This window comes from Rhodococcus gordoniae, assembly GCF_001646655.1.
Classification (GTDB): Bacteria; Actinomycetota; Actinomycetes; order Mycobacteriales; family Mycobacteriaceae; genus Rhodococcus; species Rhodococcus gordoniae.
The window spans coordinates 15,780-37,385 of sequence record NZ_LPZN01000038.1; the positions used below are offsets into that span (position 1 = coordinate 15,780).

General features: G+C 68.6%; 16 protein-coding genes. 14 read left to right on the forward strand and 2 right to left on the reverse strand.

Annotation, left to right across the window (positions count from 1 at the left end):
- Nucleotides 1–25 precede the first annotated feature (25 nt).
- Nucleotides 26–1,201, forward strand: coding sequence for an MFS transporter (locus A8G18_RS14985; RefSeq protein ID WP_064064510.1), 1,176 nt, complete (start codon nucleotides 26–28; stop codon nucleotides 1,199–1,201).
- A 21-nt stretch (nucleotides 1,202–1,222) separates the two neighbouring features.
- On the opposite strand, the gene A8G18_RS14990 is transcribed toward A8G18_RS14985, so the two are convergent.
- Nucleotides 1,223–2,773 (reverse strand): MBL fold metallo-hydrolase, encoded by a 1,551-nt coding sequence (locus tag A8G18_RS14990; protein WP_016933308.1) that lies wholly within the window; start codon nucleotides 2,771–2,773, stop codon nucleotides 1,223–1,225.
- 126 nt (nucleotides 2,774–2,899) lie between these two features.
- Here A8G18_RS14990 and A8G18_RS14995 point away from each other — a divergent pair, with 126 nt between their 5' ends.
- Together A8G18_RS14995 and A8G18_RS15000 are read left to right on the forward strand one after the other, a co-directional pair.
- Nucleotides 2,900–3,718: a lysophospholipid acyltransferase family protein gene (locus tag A8G18_RS14995; RefSeq protein WP_016933309.1), complete on the forward strand. Its 819-nt coding sequence runs from the start codon at nucleotides 2,900–2,902 to the stop codon at nucleotides 3,716–3,718.
- Nucleotides 3,719–3,722: 4 nt separating this feature from the next.
- Nucleotides 3,723–4,610, forward strand: coding sequence for an HAD family hydrolase (locus A8G18_RS15000; protein ID WP_242496585.1), 888 nt, complete (start codon nucleotides 3,723–3,725; stop codon nucleotides 4,608–4,610).
- A gap of 25 nt (nucleotides 4,611–4,635) precedes the next feature.
- Here A8G18_RS15000 and A8G18_RS15005 read toward each other — a convergent pair whose 3' ends face one another.
- Nucleotides 4,636–6,741 carry an N-acetylmuramoyl-L-alanine amidase gene (locus tag A8G18_RS15005; RefSeq protein ID WP_064064495.1) on the reverse strand — a complete coding sequence of 702 codons (2,106 nt, stop codon included), beginning with the start codon at nucleotides 6,739–6,741 and terminating at the stop codon, nucleotides 4,636–4,638.
- 274 nt (nucleotides 6,742–7,015) lie between these two features.
- Between A8G18_RS15005 and A8G18_RS15010 the strand changes: the two genes are divergently transcribed.
- The 11 genes from A8G18_RS15010 to A8G18_RS15060 all read left to right on the forward strand — a co-directional run bounded on the left by A8G18_RS15010 (nucleotide 7,016) and on the right by A8G18_RS15060 (nucleotide 21,376).
- Complete coding sequence (locus A8G18_RS15010; RefSeq protein ID WP_064064496.1) at nucleotides 7,016–8,575, forward strand: SpoIID/LytB domain-containing protein; 1,560 nt, start codon at nucleotides 7,016–7,018, stop codon at nucleotides 8,573–8,575.
- A gap of 143 nt (nucleotides 8,576–8,718) precedes the next feature.
- Entirely contained in the window at nucleotides 8,719–9,474 is a 756-nt protein-coding gene (locus A8G18_RS15015; RefSeq protein ID WP_064064497.1) for a MerR family transcriptional regulator, read from the forward strand.
- Nucleotides 9,475–9,546: 72 nt separating this feature from the next.
- Nucleotides 9,547–10,767, forward strand: a complete 1,221-nt coding sequence (gene glf, locus A8G18_RS15020; RefSeq protein WP_016931438.1) for a UDP-galactopyranose mutase — start codon at nucleotides 9,547–9,549, stop codon at nucleotides 10,765–10,767.
- The gene (locus tag A8G18_RS15025; RefSeq protein WP_064064498.1) at nucleotides 10,764–12,701 is read left to right on the forward strand and encodes a glycosyltransferase; all 1,938 of its coding nucleotides are present in this window, start codon (nucleotides 10,764–10,766) and stop codon (nucleotides 12,699–12,701) included. The genes glf and A8G18_RS15025 overlap by 4 nt, the downstream gene beginning before the upstream one ends.
- A gap of 46 nt (nucleotides 12,702–12,747) precedes the next feature.
- Nucleotides 12,748–13,245, forward strand: a complete 498-nt coding sequence (locus A8G18_RS15030) for a phosphatase PAP2 family protein (RefSeq protein WP_016931440.1) — start codon at nucleotides 12,748–12,750, stop codon at nucleotides 13,243–13,245.
- Nucleotides 13,242–14,147 carry a decaprenyl-phosphate phosphoribosyltransferase gene (locus A8G18_RS15035; RefSeq protein WP_016931441.1) on the forward strand — a complete coding sequence of 302 codons (906 nt, stop codon included), beginning with the start codon at nucleotides 13,242–13,244 and terminating at the stop codon, nucleotides 14,145–14,147. The genes A8G18_RS15030 and A8G18_RS15035 overlap by 4 nt, the downstream gene beginning before the upstream one ends.
- Nucleotides 14,148–14,151: 4 nt before the next feature.
- Nucleotides 14,152–16,113 carry an arabinofuranosyltransferase AftB family protein gene (locus A8G18_RS15040; protein ID WP_115311519.1) on the forward strand — a complete coding sequence of 654 codons (1,962 nt, stop codon included), beginning with the start codon at nucleotides 14,152–14,154 and terminating at the stop codon, nucleotides 16,111–16,113.
- Nucleotides 16,114–16,380: 267 nt separating this feature from the next.
- A complete protein-coding gene (locus tag A8G18_RS15045) occupies nucleotides 16,381–17,391 on the forward strand; it encodes an alpha/beta hydrolase (RefSeq protein WP_026002714.1) in 1,011 nt (336 codons plus the stop codon).
- 258 nt (nucleotides 17,392–17,649) lie between these two features.
- Nucleotides 17,650–19,566 (forward strand): alpha/beta hydrolase-fold protein, encoded by a 1,917-nt coding sequence (locus A8G18_RS15050; RefSeq protein ID WP_016931444.1) that lies wholly within the window; start codon nucleotides 17,650–17,652, stop codon nucleotides 19,564–19,566.
- 259 nt (nucleotides 19,567–19,825) lie between these two features.
- Complete coding sequence (locus tag A8G18_RS15055; RefSeq protein ID WP_064064500.1) at nucleotides 19,826–20,389, forward strand: DUF732 domain-containing protein; 564 nt, start codon at nucleotides 19,826–19,828, stop codon at nucleotides 20,387–20,389.
- A 27-nt stretch (nucleotides 20,390–20,416) separates the two neighbouring features.
- Nucleotides 20,417–21,376: a cutinase family protein gene (locus tag A8G18_RS15060; protein ID WP_064064501.1), complete on the forward strand. Its 960-nt coding sequence runs from the start codon at nucleotides 20,417–20,419 to the stop codon at nucleotides 21,374–21,376.
- Nucleotides 21,377–21,606 lie beyond the last annotated feature (230 nt).

Here is a 21,606-nt window from a genome sequence, read left to right on the forward strand (position 1 = left end):
CCCGGTGACCTCGCTGTCCGTGCGGATGGTCGCGTACGCGTCCGTCCGTGAGTTCGTGCCGCTCTACGGGCTGTACGCGCTGCTGTTCGAGGATCACGGACTCGACACCCGCTCCATCTCGTCGCTGTTCGTCCTGTGGTCGGTCGTCGCCTTCGTCTCCGAAGTGCCCTCGGGCGCCTGGGCCGACACCGTCTCCCGTCGTGGTCTGCTGTTCGGCAGCGGTGCCCTGCTCACCGCCGCGTTCACGATGTGGCTGCTCTGGCCCGGCTACTGGGGATTCGCGCTCGGCTTCGTCCTGTGGGGTGTCAGCGAGTCGATGAAATCCGGCACCTTCGAGGCCCTCGTCTACGACGAACTCGCCGCGCGCGGCGGCGAACACCGCTACGCGGCGATCATGGGTTACGCCGCCGCGGGCGAGATGACGTGCGTCTTCGTCGCGATCCTCACGGCGGCACCGCTGTTCGAACTCGGCGGATACGCACTCGTCGGCTGGGTGTCGGTCGCGATCACCGTCGTCGACATCGCGCTCGTGGGAACCCTTCCCGCCGCCCCGAAGGTGGAGGAGGCCGACGAGATCGCCGGCAGCGGCGACACCGTCCTCGCCCGCTACATGTCGTCGCTGCGCGCGGGAACGTCCGAGATCCGCACCGGCCGGGCGGTGCGACGATCGGTGGTCCTCGCGGCGGCACTGCTCGCCTGCCTCGCCTTCGACGAGTACTTCGCGCTGCTCGCACGCGAATCGGGGGCGGAGACCGGATTCGTGCCCGTGCTGGTCGCGCTGACGGCGGTCGGGCAGGTGGTCGGCGCTGCGACCGCCGGGCGGACGGCATCGATGAGCGGCCGCACGATGGGTGTCGTCGTGACGGTCGGGTCGGCACTCATCGCGGGCGGGGCGCTCACCGGAGGGATCGCCGGATTCACGGCGATCGGTGTGGGTTACGGCGCGCTGCACAACACGGCGATCGTCGCCGAGGCACGCCTGCAGGACACGATGTCCGGTCGCGCACGGGCGACCGTCTCGTCCGTCGTCGGTCTCACGAGCGAGGTGCTGTCGGTCGCGGTCTTCGCCGGTTACGCGCTCGGCTCGCTGTGGTTGCCGATGTCGGTGCTGGTCGCGGTGACGGTACTTCCGCTGATCGGGCTGGGTGTGGTCGCGCCGAGGCTGTTGCCCCCGGCGCGACCCGCCCGGGATCGATCGTGAGGTTGTTCTGTCGGGTGCGGATCACAGCTTGCTGCTGCGCAGCTCGTGTCCCTTCGACGTCTTGCACCGGCCCGACTCGAGATCCCACTGCCAGCCGTGCAGGTTGCAGGTCAGCGTCGTGCCCTCGACGACACCGAACTTCGACAGATCTGCCTTCAGGTGGGGGCAGCGACGCTGGATCTCGTAGCCGCCCAACTCGATCGACGCAGAGTCGTCGTGTGCTTCGGCGAACCAGCCGTCGGCGTACGCGATGCGCTCGTCGGTGAGGCACTTGAAGAAGGTGTAGAGGAACTCGTTGTATCCGCCGATGCGCCACGCGGTGAATCGGGTGGACAGGAAGATCGTGTTGACCCAGTCGGGTTCGTCGTCGCGGAGAACCGTGCGCACCAATTCGGGTGCGATGCGGAAACCGTAGCGGTACTTGCCTTCTCCCTCGATCGGCTCGCGCACGACCCGCTTGGGGAAGTCGAGCACCACGGTCTCGTCGCCCATCACGAGACCCACCGGATAGCCGATGCCGTCGCAGATGAGATCGGACTGCGCCATGATCGGCTCGAACTTCGCCTTGAGCGCGGGCAGCAACGGCTCGCCCTCGGCAGGTGCCCAGGCCGCCTTCTGCGCGGCGATGACCGGCGCGAAACGCTGCGCCATGTCCTCGATGTAGGCGGCCTTGTCGGTGAAGATCGCCTCGACCTGATCGTCGGGGATCGGGTGCGTGAGCGTCATGTGCTCGCTGCCCTTCAGATCCACCACCGAGCCGGGGATCATGAGCAGTCCGCCGTCGCGACCGTGGATCCGCAACTGCTCGAGGAAGACCTGCTGGTCGGGGAAGATGTTGCCCTCGTCGCCGTGGTCGTCGTTGAGGTCGCGCAGGTCGTCGTCGAGGAAGACCGGGGGGCCGGCCGACGGCACGATCCAGGTGGCATCGACCTGGTCGATGTAGCTGCGGCAACGATCCATCCCGCGCTGGCGCTTCTGCTTGCCGAAATTGGCCTTCGTCTTCTTCGGGATGTCGTAGACCATCGGGTACCAGATGGCCCCCGAGTACTGCAGCAGATGGATGTCGATCCTTCCGAACGCGTCGAGCATCACGTCCATGTCGATCGGCCGCGCGTCGTTCATGTTGAACACGGTGGTCTCACCGTCGGATACGACGAGGCCGGAATCGCCGATCGGCCCGTCCGCGGGCGCGCGCAAGGCGATGATCATGATGTCCAGATCACCCTTGGGGCCCGAGACCGTGTGCTTCACCGAATCGGTGGTCTCGAAGAACTTCGTGAAGCCGAGCTTCTCGAGTTCGCGACGCAGGTCCGGTACCGGGTAATCGGGCAGCAGGACGGTCGCATCCTTGTTGACGTGCCTGCTCAGCGTGTCGGGATCGAAATGATCCTTGTGCAGGTGCGAGACGTACAGGTAGTCGACGTCGCCGAGGGCGTCCCAGTCGAGACGCGTGTTGTCGGGGAACGGCACCCACGACGCGAAATACGCGGGGGTCACCCACGGATCGCACAGGATGGACCCCGCCTCGGTCCGGATGTGGAAACCGGCGTGTCCGACGCTGGTGATCTGCACCTTCTGCCTCCTGACGTGCTGACCTACGTACCGTCCAGGGTAGGGGGAGCCGGAACCGGCACATTCGTCGGCACCTGGCGACGCATCCGGTGGGCGTGGCCCGGGCACCCCGCTAGGCTGACCGGCGTGGAACCCTTCTATCGGACCATCATCGGTGTCGCTCGCACGCTCTTCGCAGCGCAAGGGCTGAAATTCGACATCACCGGGGAACACAACATCCCCGCGACCGGCGGTGCGGTCATCGCGATCAACCACACCGGTTACATGGACTTCACCTACGCCGGCATCCCCGCGCGGGCCACCAAGCGGTACATCCGTTTCATGGCGAAGAAGGAAGTCTTCGACCACAAGATCTCCGGTCCCCTGATGCGCGCGATGAAGCACATCCCGGTCGACCGCGGCGACGCCGGCGAGTCCTACCGTCTCGCCGTGCAGGCGCTGCGCGACGGGCAGCTCGTCGGGGTGTTCCCGGAAGAGACGATCAGCCGCAGCTTCGAGCTCAAGGCGTTCCGGTCCGGCGCGGCACGGATGGCGAACGAAGCCGGTGTCCCGGTGATCCCCATGGTCATCTGGGGATCCCAGCGGGTGTGGACGAAGGGGCACCCGAAGCGGCTCGGACGGACGAACACCCCGATCACCATCGAGGTGGGCGCTCCCGTCCAGCCGTACGAGCCGGCCGCGGAGATGACCGCGCAACTCCACGCGACCATGGAGGAGATGCTCCACAGGGTGCAGGACGGCTACGTCCACGAGCCCGGCGCCTACTGGGTGCCCCGCCGTCTGGGTGGCTCCGCGCCGACCCTCGAGGAGGCGACGGCTCTGGACGAGGCGGCGGCCGCCGAGCGCCGAGCGCGGAAGGCACGCGAGCGTGCCACACGTGAAGGTACCGCCGGCAGCGAGAGCAACGATGCGGGCGGCGACGGGCCCGGTACTTCGGCACAATGACGGAGTGAACGCACAGTCGAGTCGAGAACCGCATCGGGACCACGGCACGGGCGCGTCGCGTCCTGTCCCCACCGACGGGACGCGTCCCGGATTGGTGGCCACCGACGTCGACGGCACTCTGATCGACGACACCGAGAAGGTGTCCGATCGGACCCGCGCCGCGGTGCATGCGGTGGTCGACTCCGGCACCCCCTTCGTTCTGGCCACCGGTCGCCCGCCGCGCTGGATCGCGCCGGTGGTCGAGGAGCTGGGATACGCGCCGATGGCGGTGTGCGCGAACGGTGCCGTGCTCTACGACAGTGCCACCGACCGCGTGCTCAGCGCCGCAGTGCTCGAGGCGGACGAACTGGCGTGGCTGGCCGAGGTGGCCTCGTCGGTGCTTCCGGGGTGTGGTCTGGCCGCGGAGCGGGTGGGGGAGCGGGCCCACGACGCGGCGACGCCGCAGTTCGTCAGCGCTCCCGGATACGAACACGCCTGGTTGAATCCGGACAACACCGAGCTCGCCGAGCACGAGGTGGTCGGTGAGCCCGCCATCAAGCTGCTCGTCCGGCTCCCCGGCGCGACCAGCCGGGAGATGGCGGAGGCTCTCGTGCCGAAGCTGCACGGGCTGGTCGACGTCACGTATTCGACCACCCACGGACTGATCGAGATCTCCGCCGCGGGGGTCACGAAGGCGTCCGGTCTGCAGGAGATGGCGCGGTTGCTGGGTGTTCCCCACGAGACTCTCGTGGCCTTCGGGGACATGCCCAACGACATCCCGATGCTGTCGATGGCGCGTCACGGTGTGGCGATGGAGAACGCGCATCCGGACGCGAAGTCGGTCGCAGACGAAGTCACCGCCACCAACGTCGAGGACGGGGTGGCCCGCGTTCTCGAACGGTGGTGGCGGTGACTCGTTCCTGCCGGTGCGCTGCGGGTCAGCCCGCGGGCGCCGGCTCGGGTGCCGGTTCCGGCGCAGGTGCCGGTTCGGGCGCAGGGGCACCCTCGGGTGCGGGTCCTGCGACGTCGGCCGGCTGATTCTGCAGCGCCTGGTCGTAGGCGTCGTCGTAGGCGCGCAGCACCTTGGTGACGACACCCGTGACCTCGTTGAAGATCAGCGAGCCGAACTCGAAGTCCGAACGCCGACCGTCCGGCACCCGGTACTCGTCGCTGGTGGGCAACCCCAGCTCACCAGCGTCGAGTCCGTTCTTCTCCCACGCCTTGTAGATCTCGCCGAGTACCGTCCATGTTCCGCCGTTCGGTGATGTGTAGATGGCACCGTTGACGAAATCGACCCGTTCGAAACCGTTCTTGATCGCGGGAAGGATCGAGGTCACTGCCTGTCCGAGCCGGCCGAGTTCGCCGCCTTCGGCGAGCCACTTCTGGACCAGCGGGTGACCGCTGAGGCGGATCAGGTCGTCGACCGCACCCTCGGCCGTGTCGGCCGATCCCGAGGCCAGCGCTCCGACGTTGATGTCCGGCACGTTCGGCGACGGGTTCGACGGTGACGGGTTCGACGGTTTCGGGTTCGAGGGCTCCGGCTTCGACGGCTGCGGGCTGCCACCGCCGCCCTTCGCCGCAGCTGCGGCGATGTCGCGGATCTGGCCCAGCTGCGCGTAGGCGCCGTCGCCCGGGCAGCTGGTGTTGCCCACGTCGCGGTGCGCGAAGATGATCGGCAGATCCACCGCTGTGCCACTGGGGTACGGGGTGAACGAGGTGCCCTCGGAGTACATGGTGGTGCGGCCCTTGGGGTCGAGTCCCGCGCGTGCCAGACGCCAGCCGAGGAACTTGCCGACCGCATCGATCGCGGCCTGCGGCGGTGCCTGGGTGGAGAAGTCGCCCATGATCGCGATGCCGTGGGTGTTCTCGTTGAATCCACCCGCATGGGCGCCCTGGACGTTGCGCTCGAGACCACCGGCGCGACCCTCGAAGATCTGGCCGTACTTGTCGACGAGCGTGTTGTACCCGACGTCGCACCAGCCGAGCGTCCGTGCGTGGTACGCGTAGATCGCGCGCACGATCTCGGCGGATTCGGCCTTCGAGTAGTTGTTGCTCCCCGCGGTGTGGTGCACGGTCGCGCCGCCGAGCGAGTCGTCGAAGGTCGGATTCTGGCACCGCATCGACTCGTCGGCGCCCCACTGCTGGCGGGTGATGACCTTCAGGCCGGAGCTGCCGAGCGGGCTCGCGATGTCCTCGAGGTGCGCGTCCGACTCGCTGCTGCCGGGCGAGATGAGCACTGCGCTGACCGCTTCGGCGGCCGCCTGCAGCGGGTTCTCGCGCAGCGGCCGGGACGAGGACGCGGGCACATATCCGAGGTCGGGCGCGTCCGCGGCGGGCGAGGCAACCGGCGCGGGTGCCTCGTCGACGGGGGCCGGGGCCTCGGCCGGTGCTTCCGGAGCCGGGGCTCCGGGTGCGGGAGCCTCTGCTGGGGGAGCTCCGGGTGCCGGAGGTGCCGGCGGGGCTTCCGCTCCGGCGAGGTTCGGTTCGGGGCCGGGACGCGGCGTCAGCAGCACCTGCACCGCACGCGTGGCGCCGACGTAGATCGGCTCGGTGCCCGTCCGCCCCGCCTCGGCGGCGTCGTCGGCGCGTGTCTCGATCGGTTCGGTCGCGGTCCACGGACCCCAGCTGCCGTCGTCGTGCCGGGCGCGGATGAGCGCGTCGGTGGCGGCGACGTCCTCGGCCGCGAGGGCGACGAGACTGAAGGGGGTGTCGCGGGTGAGTTCCTTGACGGTCGCGCCGACGCGCTGGACGATCCCACCGTTCGGGTCGGGCGCGGTGGTGATCTGGGGAAGCCCGTCGACGATCTGCTTCAGGCTGAGATCGGGCAGGTTGAGACCGGTCAGTTCCTCGAGCGGGATGATCAGGTCGGGCACCGAGGCGAGCACGACTTCCGCGATATCGGGTGCCACCGCCTCGACGGTGTCATTGGCAGGCCGGATCTCGGGAGCGGTGCTGGTCAGCCCGGAGACGGCGAAGGGCGTCGCGACGGCCAGGGCGGCGACGGCACCCAGGACGATCGACGGCTTGGGGCGGCGATGCGGCACTGTTTGCTACTCCCTGTCGTTGGTGCTCGAGCGGACGGGTTCCGACTTCGGATCGTCCCTTACGTGTCGCTTTCGTAGTCCGGATCGGCCACGAAAGTTCTGTAACTCGTGATTCTTGTGTTGCTTCTGTGACATTTGTTGCCTAGCTCCGTCACTCTTGTCACACTAGACGCAGCAAACCTTAAGCCTCAACCTGAGCTTGAGGATCGGTCGAAATTGTCCGATATCGCGGATCACGAGTTCGCGCCGAAAGCGACAACGAGGGAGCAACGTCATGTCACGACAGTCCATCGGGCGCAGAGGCAAGATCCGGAGGCGGCGCATCATCCTCGGCAGGCCGCTGCGCAACGGATGGCGTCCCTCCATCGCTCGTGCTGCTGCGCTCGGGGTGGCCCCCGCACTGCTCGTCGGCGCCGGTGTGGGCGCTCTCGTACAGAACGATCAGGCGACACCGGATGTCGTCCAGGCGGTTTCGGCCGACACACCCTTCACGTTCACCGGCTTCGGCCACGGCCACGGCCGCGGAATGGGGCAGTGGGGTGCCTACGGCTACGCCCAGGACGGATGGACCGCCGAACGGATCATCGCCCACTACTACGGCGGCACCGAGCTCGGCACGGTCGACGATCCGATGATCGCGGTGCGCCTCGTCGGCCGCGACGACCACACCCTCGACGTCTATTCCGACACCGGAATGATCGTCGCCGGAAAGCAGCTCGCGCCCGGTGAGGCCGCCCACCTGACGCCCACCCCGGACGGCGGCGCGAACGTCGTCGTCACCGCGGGGTGCAGCGGCGAAGTACTGTGGCAGGCCGCCACCGACCTGCCGTGGGTCGACCCGATCGACCTCGCCGAGGACCGGCCCGCGAACGAGCACCTCACGATGTGCTCGGACGACAAGACCTACCGCGGCGCGCTCGGTGTGGTGCTCGACGGCACCGCCCCGCGCACCGTCAACCGCCTCTCGGTCGAGGATTATCTGCGCAGCGTGGTTCCCGCCGAGGCCCTGCCCGGCTGGGCGGACACCGGCGGCGCCGAGGCCCTGCGGGCGCAGGCCATCGCCGCGCGGTCCTACGCACTCGCCGAGAAGCGTCACGAGAAGTGGCAGACCTGCGACACCACCGACTGCCAGGTCTACGGCGGCTCGGGTGTCGAGGATCCGCGCACCGACGACGGTGTGCGCACCACACGCGGAACCGTCCTGATGAAGGACGGTGAGGTCGTGCGCAGCGAGTTCTCCGCCTCCACCGGTGGCTACTCCGCCGGCGGCGCCTTCCCGCCCGTCGAGGACGAGGGCGACAAGGTCGCCCCGAACCGTGAATGGGCCAAGACCTTCACCGCGGCCGAGATCGGCAGCAAGTTCGGCGTCGGCGACCTGCAGGCCTTCGAGGTGCTCTCCCGGAACAATCTCGGCGCGGAGGGCGGCCGCGTGACCCGGGTTCGGGTGATCGGCTCCGACCGCACCATCGAGACGACCGGCGCCGAGGCGCGGACCAAGCTGGGACTGCGTTCCGACTGGTTCACCGTGAAGGAAGGTATCGACGAGGACGCTCCGGAGATCACTCCGGCGCCCGAACCCGGCCCGGAGGTCGGCACCGATCCCTTCGGCAGCGGCAGCGGCACCTCGCCCATCGAGCAGGCCTATCTGGACCTCGGCGGCGTCGACAGCGTGCTCGGCTCGCCCATCGGCCCCGAACTGATGCTGCCCGACGAGATCGGCAAGTTCCGGGTCTTCACCGGTGGCGCGATCGTGTGGACCCCGGATCTCGGCGCCCAGGTGATCGATGCGAGCTTCCTGAAGGACTGGTTCCCCGCCACGGGTAGCGCCGAGTAACCCGTCACGGCACCTACCGACGACCGGCCGGTCGCCCGAGAAGGGCGGCCGGCCGGTCGTCTCACCGTTGCGGTGCACGAGGGTTGACATTGACGCAACGTCACGATGCACGCTGGTCGCAGCCGGAAGGAAGAGGTGAGCACGTGCCACGCGAATGGTCCATCCAGGAACTGGCCCGAGCTGCGGGCGTCACCAGCCGCACCCTGCGTCACTACGGCGAGGTCGGGGTGTTGCCGCCGTGCCGGACCGGTCGCAACGGCATGCGGTTCTACGACGAGGACGCCCTCGTGCGACTCCAGCGCATCCTGCTGCTGCGCGATCTCGGGCTGGGACTGCCCGTCGTGCGCGACGTGCTCGCCGGGCACGACGACACGACCACCGCGCTGCGCACGCATCTCGACCTGCTCGAACACGAGCGCCGGCAGCTGGACCGCCGAATCGAGGCGGTTCGCACCACCCTGGCGAAGACGGAGAGAGGGGAGGAACTCGTGGCAGACGAAGTGTTCGACGGGTTCGACCACACGCAGTACCGGGACGAAGTGGTCGAAAGGTGGGGCAAGGACGCCTACGACGCCGGCGACCGCTGGTGGCGGGGCATGGACGGCGAGGCGCGAGGCGCCTGGACGAAACAGGTCGAGCAGCTGAACCACGACTGGATCGCAGCGGCCGGGGCCGGACTCGACCCGGCGGGCCCCGAGGCGCAGGACCTCGCCCGGCGGCACGTCGCCTGGCTGTCGTCGATCCCGGGCACCCCGGGATACGGCACGCCCGAGGGGAGTTCACGGGAGTACGTGCTCGGTCTCGCCGACATGTACGTCGAGGACGAGCGTTTCGCAGCGAACTACGGCGGCCGGGAGGGTGCCGAATTCGTCCGTGACGCACTCCGGCTCTACGTGTAGGTGTGATCGCCCTCTCGGCCCCGATGGACCGAGAGGGCACCCCCACGCGGGAGTCGCATACCCTGGTCTCCCGTGACTGCTGCATCAGCGCCCCAGCCCTCCACCGGTGAGTACGACCTGATCGTCGTCGGCTCCGGATTCTTCGGACTGACGATCGCCGAGCGCGCGGCCACGCAGCTCGGCAAGCGAGTGCTCGTGATCGAGCGTCGCCACCATCTCGGTGGCAACGCGTACTCCGAGCCCGAGCCGGAAACCGGTATCGAGATCCACAAGTACGGTGCCCACCTTTTCCACACCTCCAACAAGCGGGTGTGGGACTACGTGAACCGGTTCACCGAGTTCACGAACTACCAGCACCGCGTCTTCGCGATGCACAAGGGCCAGGCCTACCAGTTCCCGATGGGCCTCGGGCTCGTGGCGCAGTTCTTCGGCCGGTACTTCAGCCCCGAGGAAGCACGCGCCCTCATCAAGGAGCAGGCCGCCGAGATCGACACCGCCGACGCGAAGAACCTCGAGGAGAAGGCGATCTCCCTGATCGGCCGCCCGCTGTACGAGGCGTTCGTCCGCGACTACACGGCGAAGCAGTGGCAGACCGACCCGAAGGAACTGCCCGCCGGCAACATCACCCGGCTGCCCGTCCGCTACACCTTCGACAACCGCTACTTCAACGACACCTACGAGGGCCTGCCGGTCGACGGGTACACGGCGTGGCTCGAGAACATGGCGGAGAACGAGCGGATCGAGGTCCGGCTCGACACCGACTGGTTCGAGGTGCGCGACGAGGTCCGTGCCGCGAGCCCGGAAGCCCCCGTCGTCTACACCGGCCCGCTCGACCGCTACTTCGACTACTCCGAGGGCCGGCTCGGATGGCGCACCCTCGACTTCGAGACCGAGGTGCTGCCCACCGGCGACTTCCAGGGCACCCCGGTCATGAACTACAACGACGCCGACGTGCCCTACACCCGCATCCACGAGTTCCGGCACTTCCACCCCGAGCGCGACACCTACCCGACCGACAAGACGGTCATCATGCGTGAGTACTCGCGTTTCGCCGAGAACGACGACGAGCCGTACTACCCGATCAACACCCCCGAGGACCGCGAGAAACTCAACGCCTATCGCTCCCTCGCGAAGAAGGAAGCCGCGGACAACAAGGTGCTCTTCGGTGGCCGGCTCGGCACCTACCAGTACCTCGACATGCACATGGCGATCGCGAGCGCGCTGTCGATGTTCGACAACGTCCTCGCCCCGCATTTCGACTCGGGAGCGCCCATCGCCGGGGACGCCTCGTGAGCGCCGCCAAGCACGCGGCCGGCGCGAAGCACGAGGCGGCGAGTGCCCCCGCCACCGAGGACGAACTGCTCGGCCGGTCGCTGCTGCAGCGCATCATCCTGCCGCGCCCGGGCGAGCCCCTCGACGTGCGCACGCTCTACCTCGAGGAGTCGCCCACCAACGCGCGTCGCGCCCACGCGACGAGCCGGACGACGCTGGCGATCGGCGCCGAGTCCGAGGTGTCGCTGTGCACCTACTTCAACGCCTTCCCGGCGAGCTACTGGCGTCGCTGGAGCACGCTCGGCTCGGTGGTGCTGCGACTCGAACTCACCGGCCACGGCCGCGTCGACCTGTACCGCAGCAAGGCCGACTCGAGCCGTATCCACGTCACCGGCCGCGAGTTCCGCGGGTCCGACACGGTCGTCGAGATCGACGCCGACCTGGGGCCGTTCGAGGACGGCGGCTGGCTGTGGTTCGACGTCACCACCGACAGCGAGGTCACGCTGCACGCCGCAGGCTGGTACGCACCTGTCGAGGCGCCCGGACACGCCTCGATCGCAGTGGGCATCCCGACCTTCAACCGCCCTGCCGACTGCGTGAAGGCGCTGCGTGCGCTCGCGTCCGACCCGCTGGTGATGGACGTCGTCGACGCCGTCATCATCCCCGACCAGGGCACCCGCAAGGTGCGCGACGAGGCCGACTTCGCGGAGGCCGCCGAACCCTTCGGCGACCGTCTCGTCATCCACGACCAGGGCAACCTCGGTGGCTCCGGCGGCTACAGCCGCATCATGTACGAGGCGCTGAAGACCACTTCCAGCCCGTACATCCTGTTCATGGACGACGACATCGAGATCGAACCCGACTCGATCCTGCGCGCGCTCGCCCTGTCGCGATTCGCGAAGAAGCCCATGCTCGTCGGCGGGCAGATGCTCAACCTCCAGGAACGCAGCCACCTGCACACCATGGGCGAGGTCATCCACCGCTCGAACTTCATGTGGGGTGCCGCGCCGAACGTCGAGTACGACCACGACTTCTCCACCAAGCCGCTGCGCGACCGGGAGAACTCGAAGCTCCTGCACCGACGCATCGACGTCGACTTCAACGGCTGGTGGATGTGCATGATCCCGCGTGTCGTCGCGGAGGAGATCGGCCAGCCCCTGCCGCTGTTCATCAAATGGGACGACGCCGAGTACGGCCTGCGGGCACGGGAGGCCGGCTACCCCACGGTGACGATGCCCGGCGCCGCGATCTGGCACATGGCGTGGAGCGACAAGGACGACGCCATCGACTGGCAGGCGTACTTCCATCTGCGCAACCGGCTCGTCGTGGCCGCGCTGCACCAGCACGGCGACGCCAAGCCGATGGTGCTCGACACGATCAAGGCCACGATCAAGCACCTCGTGTGTCTCGAGTACTCGACGGTCGCGATCCAGAACAAGGCCATCGAGGACTTCCTCGCCGGTCCGGAGAACCTGTTCGACCTGCTGCCGCGTGCCCTCGGCGAGGTGCACGCGCTCCGGAAGAACTTCCCCGACGCCGTGGTGCTGCCGTCGTCGACCGAACTGCCGATGGCATCCGGCGCCGAGGTCGGGGCCGTCGGACTGCCCGAGGGTGCGGTCGCGAAGGTCCGGCGTCTCGCGAAGGGTGTGCTGCACAACGTGCGCCCCGAGAACCGCGAGCACCACGAGCGGCCGCAGCTGAACGTGCCCACCATCGACGCGCGGTGGTTCCTGCTCTCGCAGGTCGACGGCGTGACGGTCACCACGGCGGACGGTCGGGGTGTCGTCTACCGTAAGCGCGACCGTGCTCAGGCCCAGGCCCTGCTCACCGAGGCGCTCAGGCTGCGACGCGAACTCGCGCGCCGGTTCCCCGAGATGAAGAAGCGGTACCGGGACGCGGTTCCCGCCCTGACCAGCAAGGAGGAGTGGGAGCGTGTCTTCGGAATCGGCAACTGACCCCGGCACTGCGGCTGCACGTCACTGGAAGAGCACCGACACCGAGGTGCGGGTGCTGCAGACCGTCCAGGCCACCGCCGGTGCCGTACCCGCAGCGACGACGATCGCCCGCGGCATGTCGCACTTCGGTGAGCACGCCCTCGGCTGGATCGCGATCGGCGCCGCCGGTGCCCTCGTCGACCGTCCCCGTCGCCGGAAGTGGGCGAGCGTGGCGGTCGGCGCGTTCGGTGCCCACGCGGCGTCCGTCGTGATCAAGCGGGTCGTGCGCCGTCCGCGACCGGTGGACCCGACGGTGCAGGTCAACGTGTCGACGCCGAGTCGGCTGAGCTTCCCCTCGTCGCATGTGACGTCCACGACTGCGGCGGCGGTGCTGCTCGCCCGCGCCACCGGGCTACCCTTTCCCGCGGTGCTCGTGCCGCCCATGATGCTGTCCCGCCTGGTGCTGGGCGTGCACTATCCGACGGATGTACTGGCGGGGGCCGCGCTGGGTGCGGCATCCGCGGCCGTCGTGGCGCGGGCCGAGACGAAGTGGGGAGATCGATGAGCGAGGAACCGGCACCCGTCAAGGAGGCGCCCAAGAGTCTGGGTGCCGGGATCGTCAAGGCGGTCCGCCCCCGGCAGTGGGTGAAGAACGTCCTGGTGCTCGCGGCGCCGATGGCGGCCGGTTCGGTCACCCAGGTCGACGTGCTGTTGCCCGTCGCTCTCGCCTTCGTCGTCTTCTGCATGGCCGCCTCCGGCATCTACCTCGTCAACGACGCGATGGACGTCGAGGCAGACCGCGCGCATCCCACCAAGCGGTTCCGGCCCATCGCGGCCGGTGTGCTTCCGGTGCGACTGGCCTACATCCTGGCGGTGGTGCTGCTCGTCGGCTCGATCGCACTGTCGTTCCTCGCGAACTGGCAGCTCGCCGCCGTCATGGCGGTCTACATCGGCATCCAGCTCGCGTACTGCTTCGGACTCAAGCACCAGGCCGTACTGGACATCTGCATCGTCTCGTCGGGCTTCCTGATCCGGGCCATCGCCGGTGGTGTGGCCGCCGAGATCCCGCTGTCGCAGTGGTTCCTGCTGATCATGGCGTTCGGCTCACTGTTCATGGCGGCGGGCAAGCGCTACGCCGAGTTGCGCCTCGCAACCCGTACCGGTGCGAAGATCCGCAAGTCGCTCGAGTACTACACCGAGACCTACCTGCGGTTCGTGTGGACCGTGGCCGCGACCGCCGTGGTGCTCTGCTACGGCCTGTGGGCATTCGAGCAGGACAATGTCGCCGGGTCCAACTGGTACGCCATCTCGATGATCCCGTTCGTCGTCGCCATCCTGCGGTACGCGGTCGACGTCGACGGGGGTGAAGCCGGCGAACCCGAGGAGATCGCGCTGCAGGACCGGGTGCTGCAGTTGCTCGCGGTGGTGTGGATCCTGGTGGTCGGCGGTGCTGTCTACCTCTTCTGACGTCGTGCGCGACGTCCACGACAGCGAGGCCGGACCGTCCCGTACGGTCCGGCCCGTTCGGCACGACCGCTTCGCCGGCGGTGTGTTCGCCGCGGGCGTGATCGTCTCCGCGCTCCTGATGTTCTGGGGAGCATGGGAGCGGCGCTGGATCGCCGACGACGGGCTCATCGTTCTGCGGACCGTGCGCAACCTCCTCGCCGGCAACGGACCGGTGTTCAACGCGGGGGAGCGCGTGGAGGCCAACACCTCCACGGCGTGGACGTACATCGTCTACGCGGGTGGATGGCTCACCGGGATCCGCCTCGAATACGTGGTGCTCGCGATCGCTCTCGTGCTGTCGACGAGTGCGATCGTCCTCGCGATGGTCGGCGCGGCGCGCCTGTACCGGTGGCGGCTGCGGGCGGCCTCGGGAACCGTTCTGCTCCTGCCCGCCGGTGTCCTCGTCTACATCGCGGTGCCCCCGGCCCGCGACTTCGCGACCTCGGGCCTCGAATCCTGCCTGGTGATCTGCTGGCTGGCTCTGCTGTGGCTGCTCATGGCCAGGTGGGCGACCCCCGCACCGGGGGGCAATGGAAGGCTGCCGGGCACCGCGCAGATCCTCGCCACCGCCTTCGTCGCCGGGCTCGGCCCGCTCGTGCGGCCCGAACTCGCGCTCGTCGCCGTGCTCGTCCTCGCGGTGTTGTTCCTCGCACCCGGACTCGACCTGCGCATCCGGATCGCGATGGTCGCGGTGGCCGGGGCGATTCCGGTCGGTTACCAGATCTGGCGCATGGGCTACTACGGGCTGCCCTATCCGAACACCGCGGTAGCCAAGGACGCCGGCGGCGCGAAGTGGTCGCAGGGCGCCGAATATCTCGGCAACCTCGTCTCGCCGTATCTGCTGTGGCTGCCACTGCTGTTCCTCGTGCTTCTCGCCGCGCTCGTCCTCCTCACCAGCCGCGACGCCACCAGCCGTGACGCCGCCGGCCTCACCGCCGGTGCCGCACGGCCCGATCCGCGCGACGTGCGGGCCACGATCTTCCGGGTCCAGAATCTGCTGCGCACCCCGACCGCCGTCGTCGTGCTCTTCCTCGGGTCCGGTGTGGTGCTCGCGCTGTACTCGCTTCGCGTGGGCGGCGACTTCATGCACGGCCGCGTCCTCCTGCCGCCGCTGTTCTGCCTGCTCCTGCCCGTGGCGGTCGTCCCTCTGCGGATCCCGGACCGGGCGGAGATCGGCAACAACCGGCCGACGCAGGTCGCGGGCGTGCTGGCCGTGCTGTGGCTCGGCACCGTCGTGTGGACGGCCGCGGCGGCCAACACCACCGGCATGACCGAGGGTGCCGTCGTGGGCCGGTCCGGCATCGTCGACGAGCGCGCCTTCTACGCCCTCAACACCGGGCATCGGCACCCCATCCGGGCCGAGGACTATCTCGATTACCCGCGTATGCGGGCCATGGTCGAGGCCATCTCGAACACCCCGAACGGCGGTCTGCTGCTGCCCACCCCGTCCTACGATGCGTGGGACGTGGTGCCGCCGCCCGAGCCCATCCCGCCGGGCGGGGCCGGGCACACGGTCTTCTTCCTGAACCTGGGCATGACCAGCATGAACACGGGGCTGGACGTGCGGGTCGTCGACCAGATGGGTCTGGCCTACCCGCTCGCCGCGCACACCGAGCGTCTCGAGGACGGGCGGATCGGGCACGACAAGATCCTGTTCCCCGACTGGGTGGTCGCCGATTCGGGCATGGTCGACGTCCATCCCTGGTTGCCCGGCTATCTCGACGAGGACTGGGTGGCGATGGCGAAAACCGCGCTGACGTGTCCCGAGACCCGGGAGATGATCGACTCGTCGAGCGCCGAACTGACGTGGCAGCTGTTCAAACGGAACCTGCGCAACGCCGTCGAGTACGCCTCGTACCGGATCGAACGGGTGCCGGAGTACGAGCTCCAGCGCTGTGACCTGCCGATGCCGCCGCCGCGGGGGTGACGGACGGAACCGAGATCGACTTGGACCCTCACCTGTTGTCTCGATAGGATCACGGCGCATCACGGATGAGTTACTTTCCGGCAGCGTCGCCTTGACCTACGAGTCAAGAGGTGCCCAAGAGCTGTTGAAACCGAGGTTTGTCAGAGATCACGCGGTCCTTTACAGTTTTGACCGCAGTGTGACTTGGGGCGGCCTTCCGCGGCCGTCTTCGCCGGAATCCGGGGGACGCGAACGCGGACGCCGCAGACGAGAAAGAGAGCATTGTTCATGCGTTTTGTCCCGAGGTTGAGGCAGGGCCTTCGCCGGCGACTGCTCGGTACCGCCGCCGCAGCTCTGGTCCTCCCCGTGGCTGCCGGCCTCGTCGGAACCACCGCCGCGGTCGCCGCGCCGGCGCAGGGAGCGCCGGTGTCCCACCGCGCGCCTGCAGGGGGCTTCGAAGAGGTCTTCGTCGACTCCGACATGGGTCCGATCAAGGTTCAGATCCAGTGGGCTGCGCGCGGTGGCGACGCGGCTCTCTACATGCTCGACGGCCTGCGCGCTCGGGACGACGTGAACGCCTGGACGTTGGAGACGAACGCCCTGCAGCAGTTCTCCAACGACAACGTCAGCCTGATCATGCCGGTCGGCGGACAGTCGAGCTTCTACACCGACTGGTACGCGCCGTCCAACCTGAACGGCCAGGATGTCACCTACAAGTGGGAGACCTTCCTGACCCAGCAGCTGCCCGACTATCTCGCCACCCGTGGCGTGTCGCGCAACAACAACGGCATCCTCGGCCTGTCGATGGGCGGTTCCGCCGCTCTGACGCTGGCCGCCTACCACCGCGACCAGTTCAAGTTCGCGTCGTCGCTGTCCGGCTACCTCAACCTGTCGGCTCCCGGCATGCGTGAGGCCATCCGCGTGGCGATGCTCGACGCCGGCCGGTTCAACGTCGACTCCATGTGGGGCCCGCCGTGGAGCCCGGCATGGCTGCGCAACGACCCGTTCGTCTTCGCTCCGAAGCTCGAGGGTCTGTCGCTGTACATCTCGGCCGCCAGCGGTCTGCCCGGCGAGCACGACAACCCGCAGGGCTTCGTCGGCTACTACAACACGGCCAACGGTATGGCTCTCGAGGCACTGTCCCTCGCCCAGACCCGCGCCTTCCAGCTCAAGCTGGCCACGCTCGGTATCCCGGCCACCTTCGACTTCCCGGCGCGCGGCACGCACGCGTGGAAGTACTGGGAGGATCAGTTGTGGAAGGCGCGCCCGCAGATCCTCGAGGCGCTGAACGCGTTCTGATCTCCGGTCCGCACTGCTGGTAAGGACGCCGCCCACCCACCGATCCGGTGGGTGGGCGGCGTCGTAACTTTCTGCAACAATTTTCTCACCTGTCACAGCGCGGCACCCTCGATTCGGGGTGCCGCCGGTGTAGAAACAACAGTCGGGACTCCGGTACCCCGAGTCGGCACACCCAGCCGGGACGCCCTGCCACTGCCGCCGTCGCGGTTCATCCGAAGCCGCACCACGGCAGGAATCCGGCAACGCAGAAAGTGAGCGATGCAGATGCGAACTGAGCTCGAGCACGGTGAGCGACGGACAGGGCCGGCCAGGAGAGCGGCTCGCAGTGCGGGTGCGCGGAGCGGCAGATCCCGTGCGCTCGCCCTGATCGCGGCGGCCCTCGTCGCACCGGTCGCCGCGGGACTGACCACCGTGTCGGTGGCCACCGCCGACCCCCTCATCGCCCAGTCCGGCCCGACGAGTACCGCCGGCGCGACCGTCCGCACCGTCGACTGGCTCACCGACCGTCGCGTCGCCCTGTGGATCGACTCGCCGTCGATGGGCACGCCGATCCAGGTGCAGCTGCTCCTCGCGCGCGACTGGAACAGCAAACCCGACGCGAAGTTCCCCTCGGTGTACATGCTCGACGGCATGCGGGCGCGCGACGACGAGAACGGATGGACGCTCGAGACCGACGCGGAGGCCTTCTTCGCCGACAAGAACGTCAACGTCGTCCTCCCGGTGGGCGGCCAGTCCAGCTTCTACTCCGACTGGGTCGACCAGAACAACGGGCAGAACTACAAGTGGGAGACCTTCCTGACGAAGGAACTTCCCCCGCTCCTCGAACGCGACTGGCGCACCACCGACAAGCGGGGCGTCGTCGGCCTGTCGATGGGTGGCACCGCCGCGATGTTCCTGCCCGCCCGCAACCCGGGCTTCGCGCAGTTCGCGGCGTCGCTGTCCGGCATCCTCACCACGACCACCCTCGGCATGCCCGAAGCCATCCACTACGCGATGCAGGACGCCGGCGGTTTCGACTCGGAGGCGATGTGGGGTGCGCCCGGCTCCGAGGGCTGGGAGTCGCACGATCCCTACCTGCTCGCCGACAAGCTCAAAGGCGTGAGCCTGTACGTCTCGAGTGGCAGCGGCACCACCGGCCCGTACGACGATCCGTCGGGCATCCCCGGTGTCAGCACCAACTACGCCGGCATGGGCCTCGAGATCCTCTCCCGCCTCACCTCGCAGGCGTTCGCGACGAAGCTCGAGAAGCAGGGCATCCCCGCCCAGATCGTGTACCGGCCGTCCGGCACCCACACGTGGAAGTACTGGGAGTTCGAACTGCACCAGCTGTGGCCGCAGCTCGCCAACACCCTCGGCGTCGGGGTCGACAAGCCCGAGTGCAACCCCACCGGCGCATTCGGCGACGTCGCGAAGGCGAACGCCTGGCTCGGCGACTGCCTCACTTCCGAATACGGCGTCGCAGGCGGCACGGTGCAGGACTTCCGCTTCGGGCGCGTCTTCTCGTCCGAGGGCACGACCGTGCCGGTCGCGGGTGCGATCGGCGGCGCCTACCAGGGGATGGGCGGTCCGGCCGGGCAGCTCGGTTTCCCGACCACCGAGGAACGCGTCGCTCCCGACGGGCGCGGACGCTTCAACCACTTCCGGAGTGGCGCGATCTACTGGACGCCCGAGCACGGTGCCCACGCGGTCCGCGGCAAGATCTTCGAGGAATGGAAGAACCAGGGCTGGGAGGGCGGCCCCCTCGGTTATCCGATCCTCGACGAGGCGGCGACGCCCGACGGGCGGGGCGCGGTCCAGGGCTTCGAGATCGGCGCCATGTACTGGAGTGAGGGCACCGGCGCCCACGCGGTGCAGGGCATGATCCTCGGCAAGTACGCCGAACTCGGCTACGAGACGGGTGTCCTGGGTTACCCGACGACCAGCGAGCGCCCCGCAGGGCGCGACGGTCGTGCCAACGAGTTCCAGCACGGACACGTCTATTGGAGCCCGCTCACCGGTGCCTGGCCGGTCCGGGGCAAGATCCTCGAGGCCTGGCTCGCGGAGAAGGGCGCCGAGGGGCGCCTGGGTCTGCCGATCAGCGACGAGTTCCCGGCCGAGAACGGCAAGGGTGTTCAGCAGAACTTCCAGAACGGCTTCATCACGCTCGACGGCGACGAGGTGAAGCTGCAGCCGTAACCGATCGCGAAGCGGGTCGGCTCGTGTGGCTGCCGATCGCGAAGCGGGTCGGCTCGTGTGGCTGCCGATCGCGAAGCGGGTCGGCTCGTGTGGCTGCCGATCGCGAAGCGGGTCGGCTCGTGTGGCTGCCGATCGCGAAGCGGGTCGGCCCGTGCGACCGTGGGAGGCGGGACGCTCCTACCGGCCGCACGGGCCGCTCTGTAGCCTGGGGCGCATCTGACCCAGTTCGACCGACATCCGGATGTGAGGACCCCACCACATGCCTGCACGGACCCGCTCGCGCTCGACCCGCGTCCTCGGCGCACTCGCCGCGGCACTGACTGCCACGGCCGTTCTGTCCGCGTGCGGAAGCGACGACTCCACCGCGACGAACACGCCGACGACGTCTGCCACCACCGAGACCTCGACGTCGACCTCGACATCCGCGGCCGAGACGTCCACGTCCACCGGCGCTGCCGCCCCGGAGACCACGGACGACGCCGACACGAGCGATGCGTCCCCGGCCCCGGCCGCGCCCGGCGCCGAAGGCGACACGGGAGCCGGTCCGGGTGCGGCACCCGCTTCCACGCCCGGAGCGCAGGCATTCCTCGACGGCCTCCGTGAAAAGGGTGTGGAGCCCAGCGACGAGACCGGCGCGGTGAACATCGCCGACTACATCTGCAGCGCCCAGGCGCAGGGTGGGTCGCCGGACGAGATCAAGGTGTTCGTGACGGCACTCGTGGGTAGTGATGCTGCAGCCGGTGGTGTCGAGTTGTCGGAGGAGCAGGCCTCCTCGACGGCCGACACCTACATCGCCGTCGCCGGCGCGACGTACTGCAACTAGAACCAGGAAGCGCGGGGACAGCACGAGATGGTCAGGACGAAGCAGCGTCGCGGACGCAGAATCGTGGTCGTAGGGGCGCTGCTCGTCCTGGCGATCGTGCTGGTGCTCTGGTATCTGCTCGCAGGGCGGTTGGACATCCCCTCGCCGATCCCCACCCCGCCGGGGCCGGAGGAGCCGCAGTCGCAGCCGGCTTCGTGCCCCGACGTGCAGGTCGTCGCCGTGCCGGGCACGTGGGAGTCCGCGGTGGGCGACGATCCGTACGCTCCGGCCGCCAATCCGTACTCGCTCATGCTCAATGTGACCAGGCCGCTGCAGGAACGTTTCGACGCCCAGCGCGCCGACGTCTACACCGTGCCGTACGTCGCGCAGTTCTCGAATCCCATCGCTATTCCGCCGGACGGCCAGCAGTCCTACAACAACAGCCGTAGCGAGGGCTTCGCGGCGACCATCGACATCCTGGCGCGACGTTCGGCCGAGTGCCCGCTGACCACCTATGTGCTCACCGGTTTCTCGCAGGGCGCGGTGATCGTGGGCGACGTCGCCGCGCAGATCGGCGCCGGTAACGGTCCGGTTCCCGCCGATCGGGTCCTCGGTGTCGCGCTCGTCGCCGACGGTCGCCGCGACGGGGTCTCGGGTACCGATATCGGTGCGCCCGTCGCCGGGGTGGGGGCCGAACTGTCGCTCGACGGTCTGCGACTGCCGGGCATCACCATGACCGGCGCGCGCCCCGGGGGTTTCGGGGAGCTCGACGACCGCACCGTCCAGATCTGCGCGCCCACCGACAGCATCTGCGATGCGCCGCCGAACGCGCTGAATCCCGCGAACTGGATGTCGGCCGGTCCGCGTCTGCTCGAGTACGTCAACAATCCGATCCACGCGATGTACAACACCTATGTGGTGGACGAGAACGGCACCACCGCGACGCAATGGATCGCGAACTGGGCGGCCGAGAAGATCGACGGCGCACCGCAACCCGCCGAAGAGTGAGACGGCGGCGCCGCCGGTGACCGGGGTGGTTGCACCCTGAGTGAGCCTTCCCACATATTACTCGTCAGTAGTGTTCGATCTCACCACCCGGTACACTCGGTCGACGGGCTGCCTTTAGACTCATCCCTCGGCTGCGTGCCCGGCCGTCCGGGATCGTGGCGCACGACGACTGCCACAGGAGAAGAGGTTCATGGTGCCAGCGACGGCACGGCGAACGGCCGGCCCCCTCC

What these genes read in the sequence shown, in the direction of transcription:
- A8G18_RS15035 (WP_016931441.1), top strand. Translation starts at nt 13,242, where the DNA reads ATGAGCGAGGAACCGGCACCCGTCAAGGAGGCGCCCAAGAGTCTGGGT.
- A8G18_RS15055 (WP_064064500.1), top strand. Translation starts at nt 19,826, where the DNA reads ATGCCTGCACGGACCCGCTCGCGCTCGACCCGCGTCCTCGGCGCACTC.
- A8G18_RS15060 (WP_064064501.1), top strand. Translation starts at nt 20,417, where the DNA reads ATGGTCAGGACGAAGCAGCGTCGCGGACGCAGAATCGTGGTCGTAGGG.
- A8G18_RS15050 (WP_016931444.1), top strand. Translation starts at nt 17,650, where the DNA reads ATGCAGATGCGAACTGAGCTCGAGCACGGTGAGCGACGGACAGGGCCG.
- A8G18_RS15045 (WP_026002714.1), top strand. Translation starts at nt 16,381, where the DNA reads ATGCGTTTTGTCCCGAGGTTGAGGCAGGGCCTTCGCCGGCGACTGCTC.
- A8G18_RS15010 (WP_064064496.1), top strand. Translation starts at nt 7,016, where the DNA reads ATGTCACGACAGTCCATCGGGCGCAGAGGCAAGATCCGGAGGCGGCGC.
- A8G18_RS14985 (WP_064064510.1), top strand. Translation starts at nt 26, where the DNA reads ATGGTCGCGTACGCGTCCGTCCGTGAGTTCGTGCCGCTCTACGGGCTG.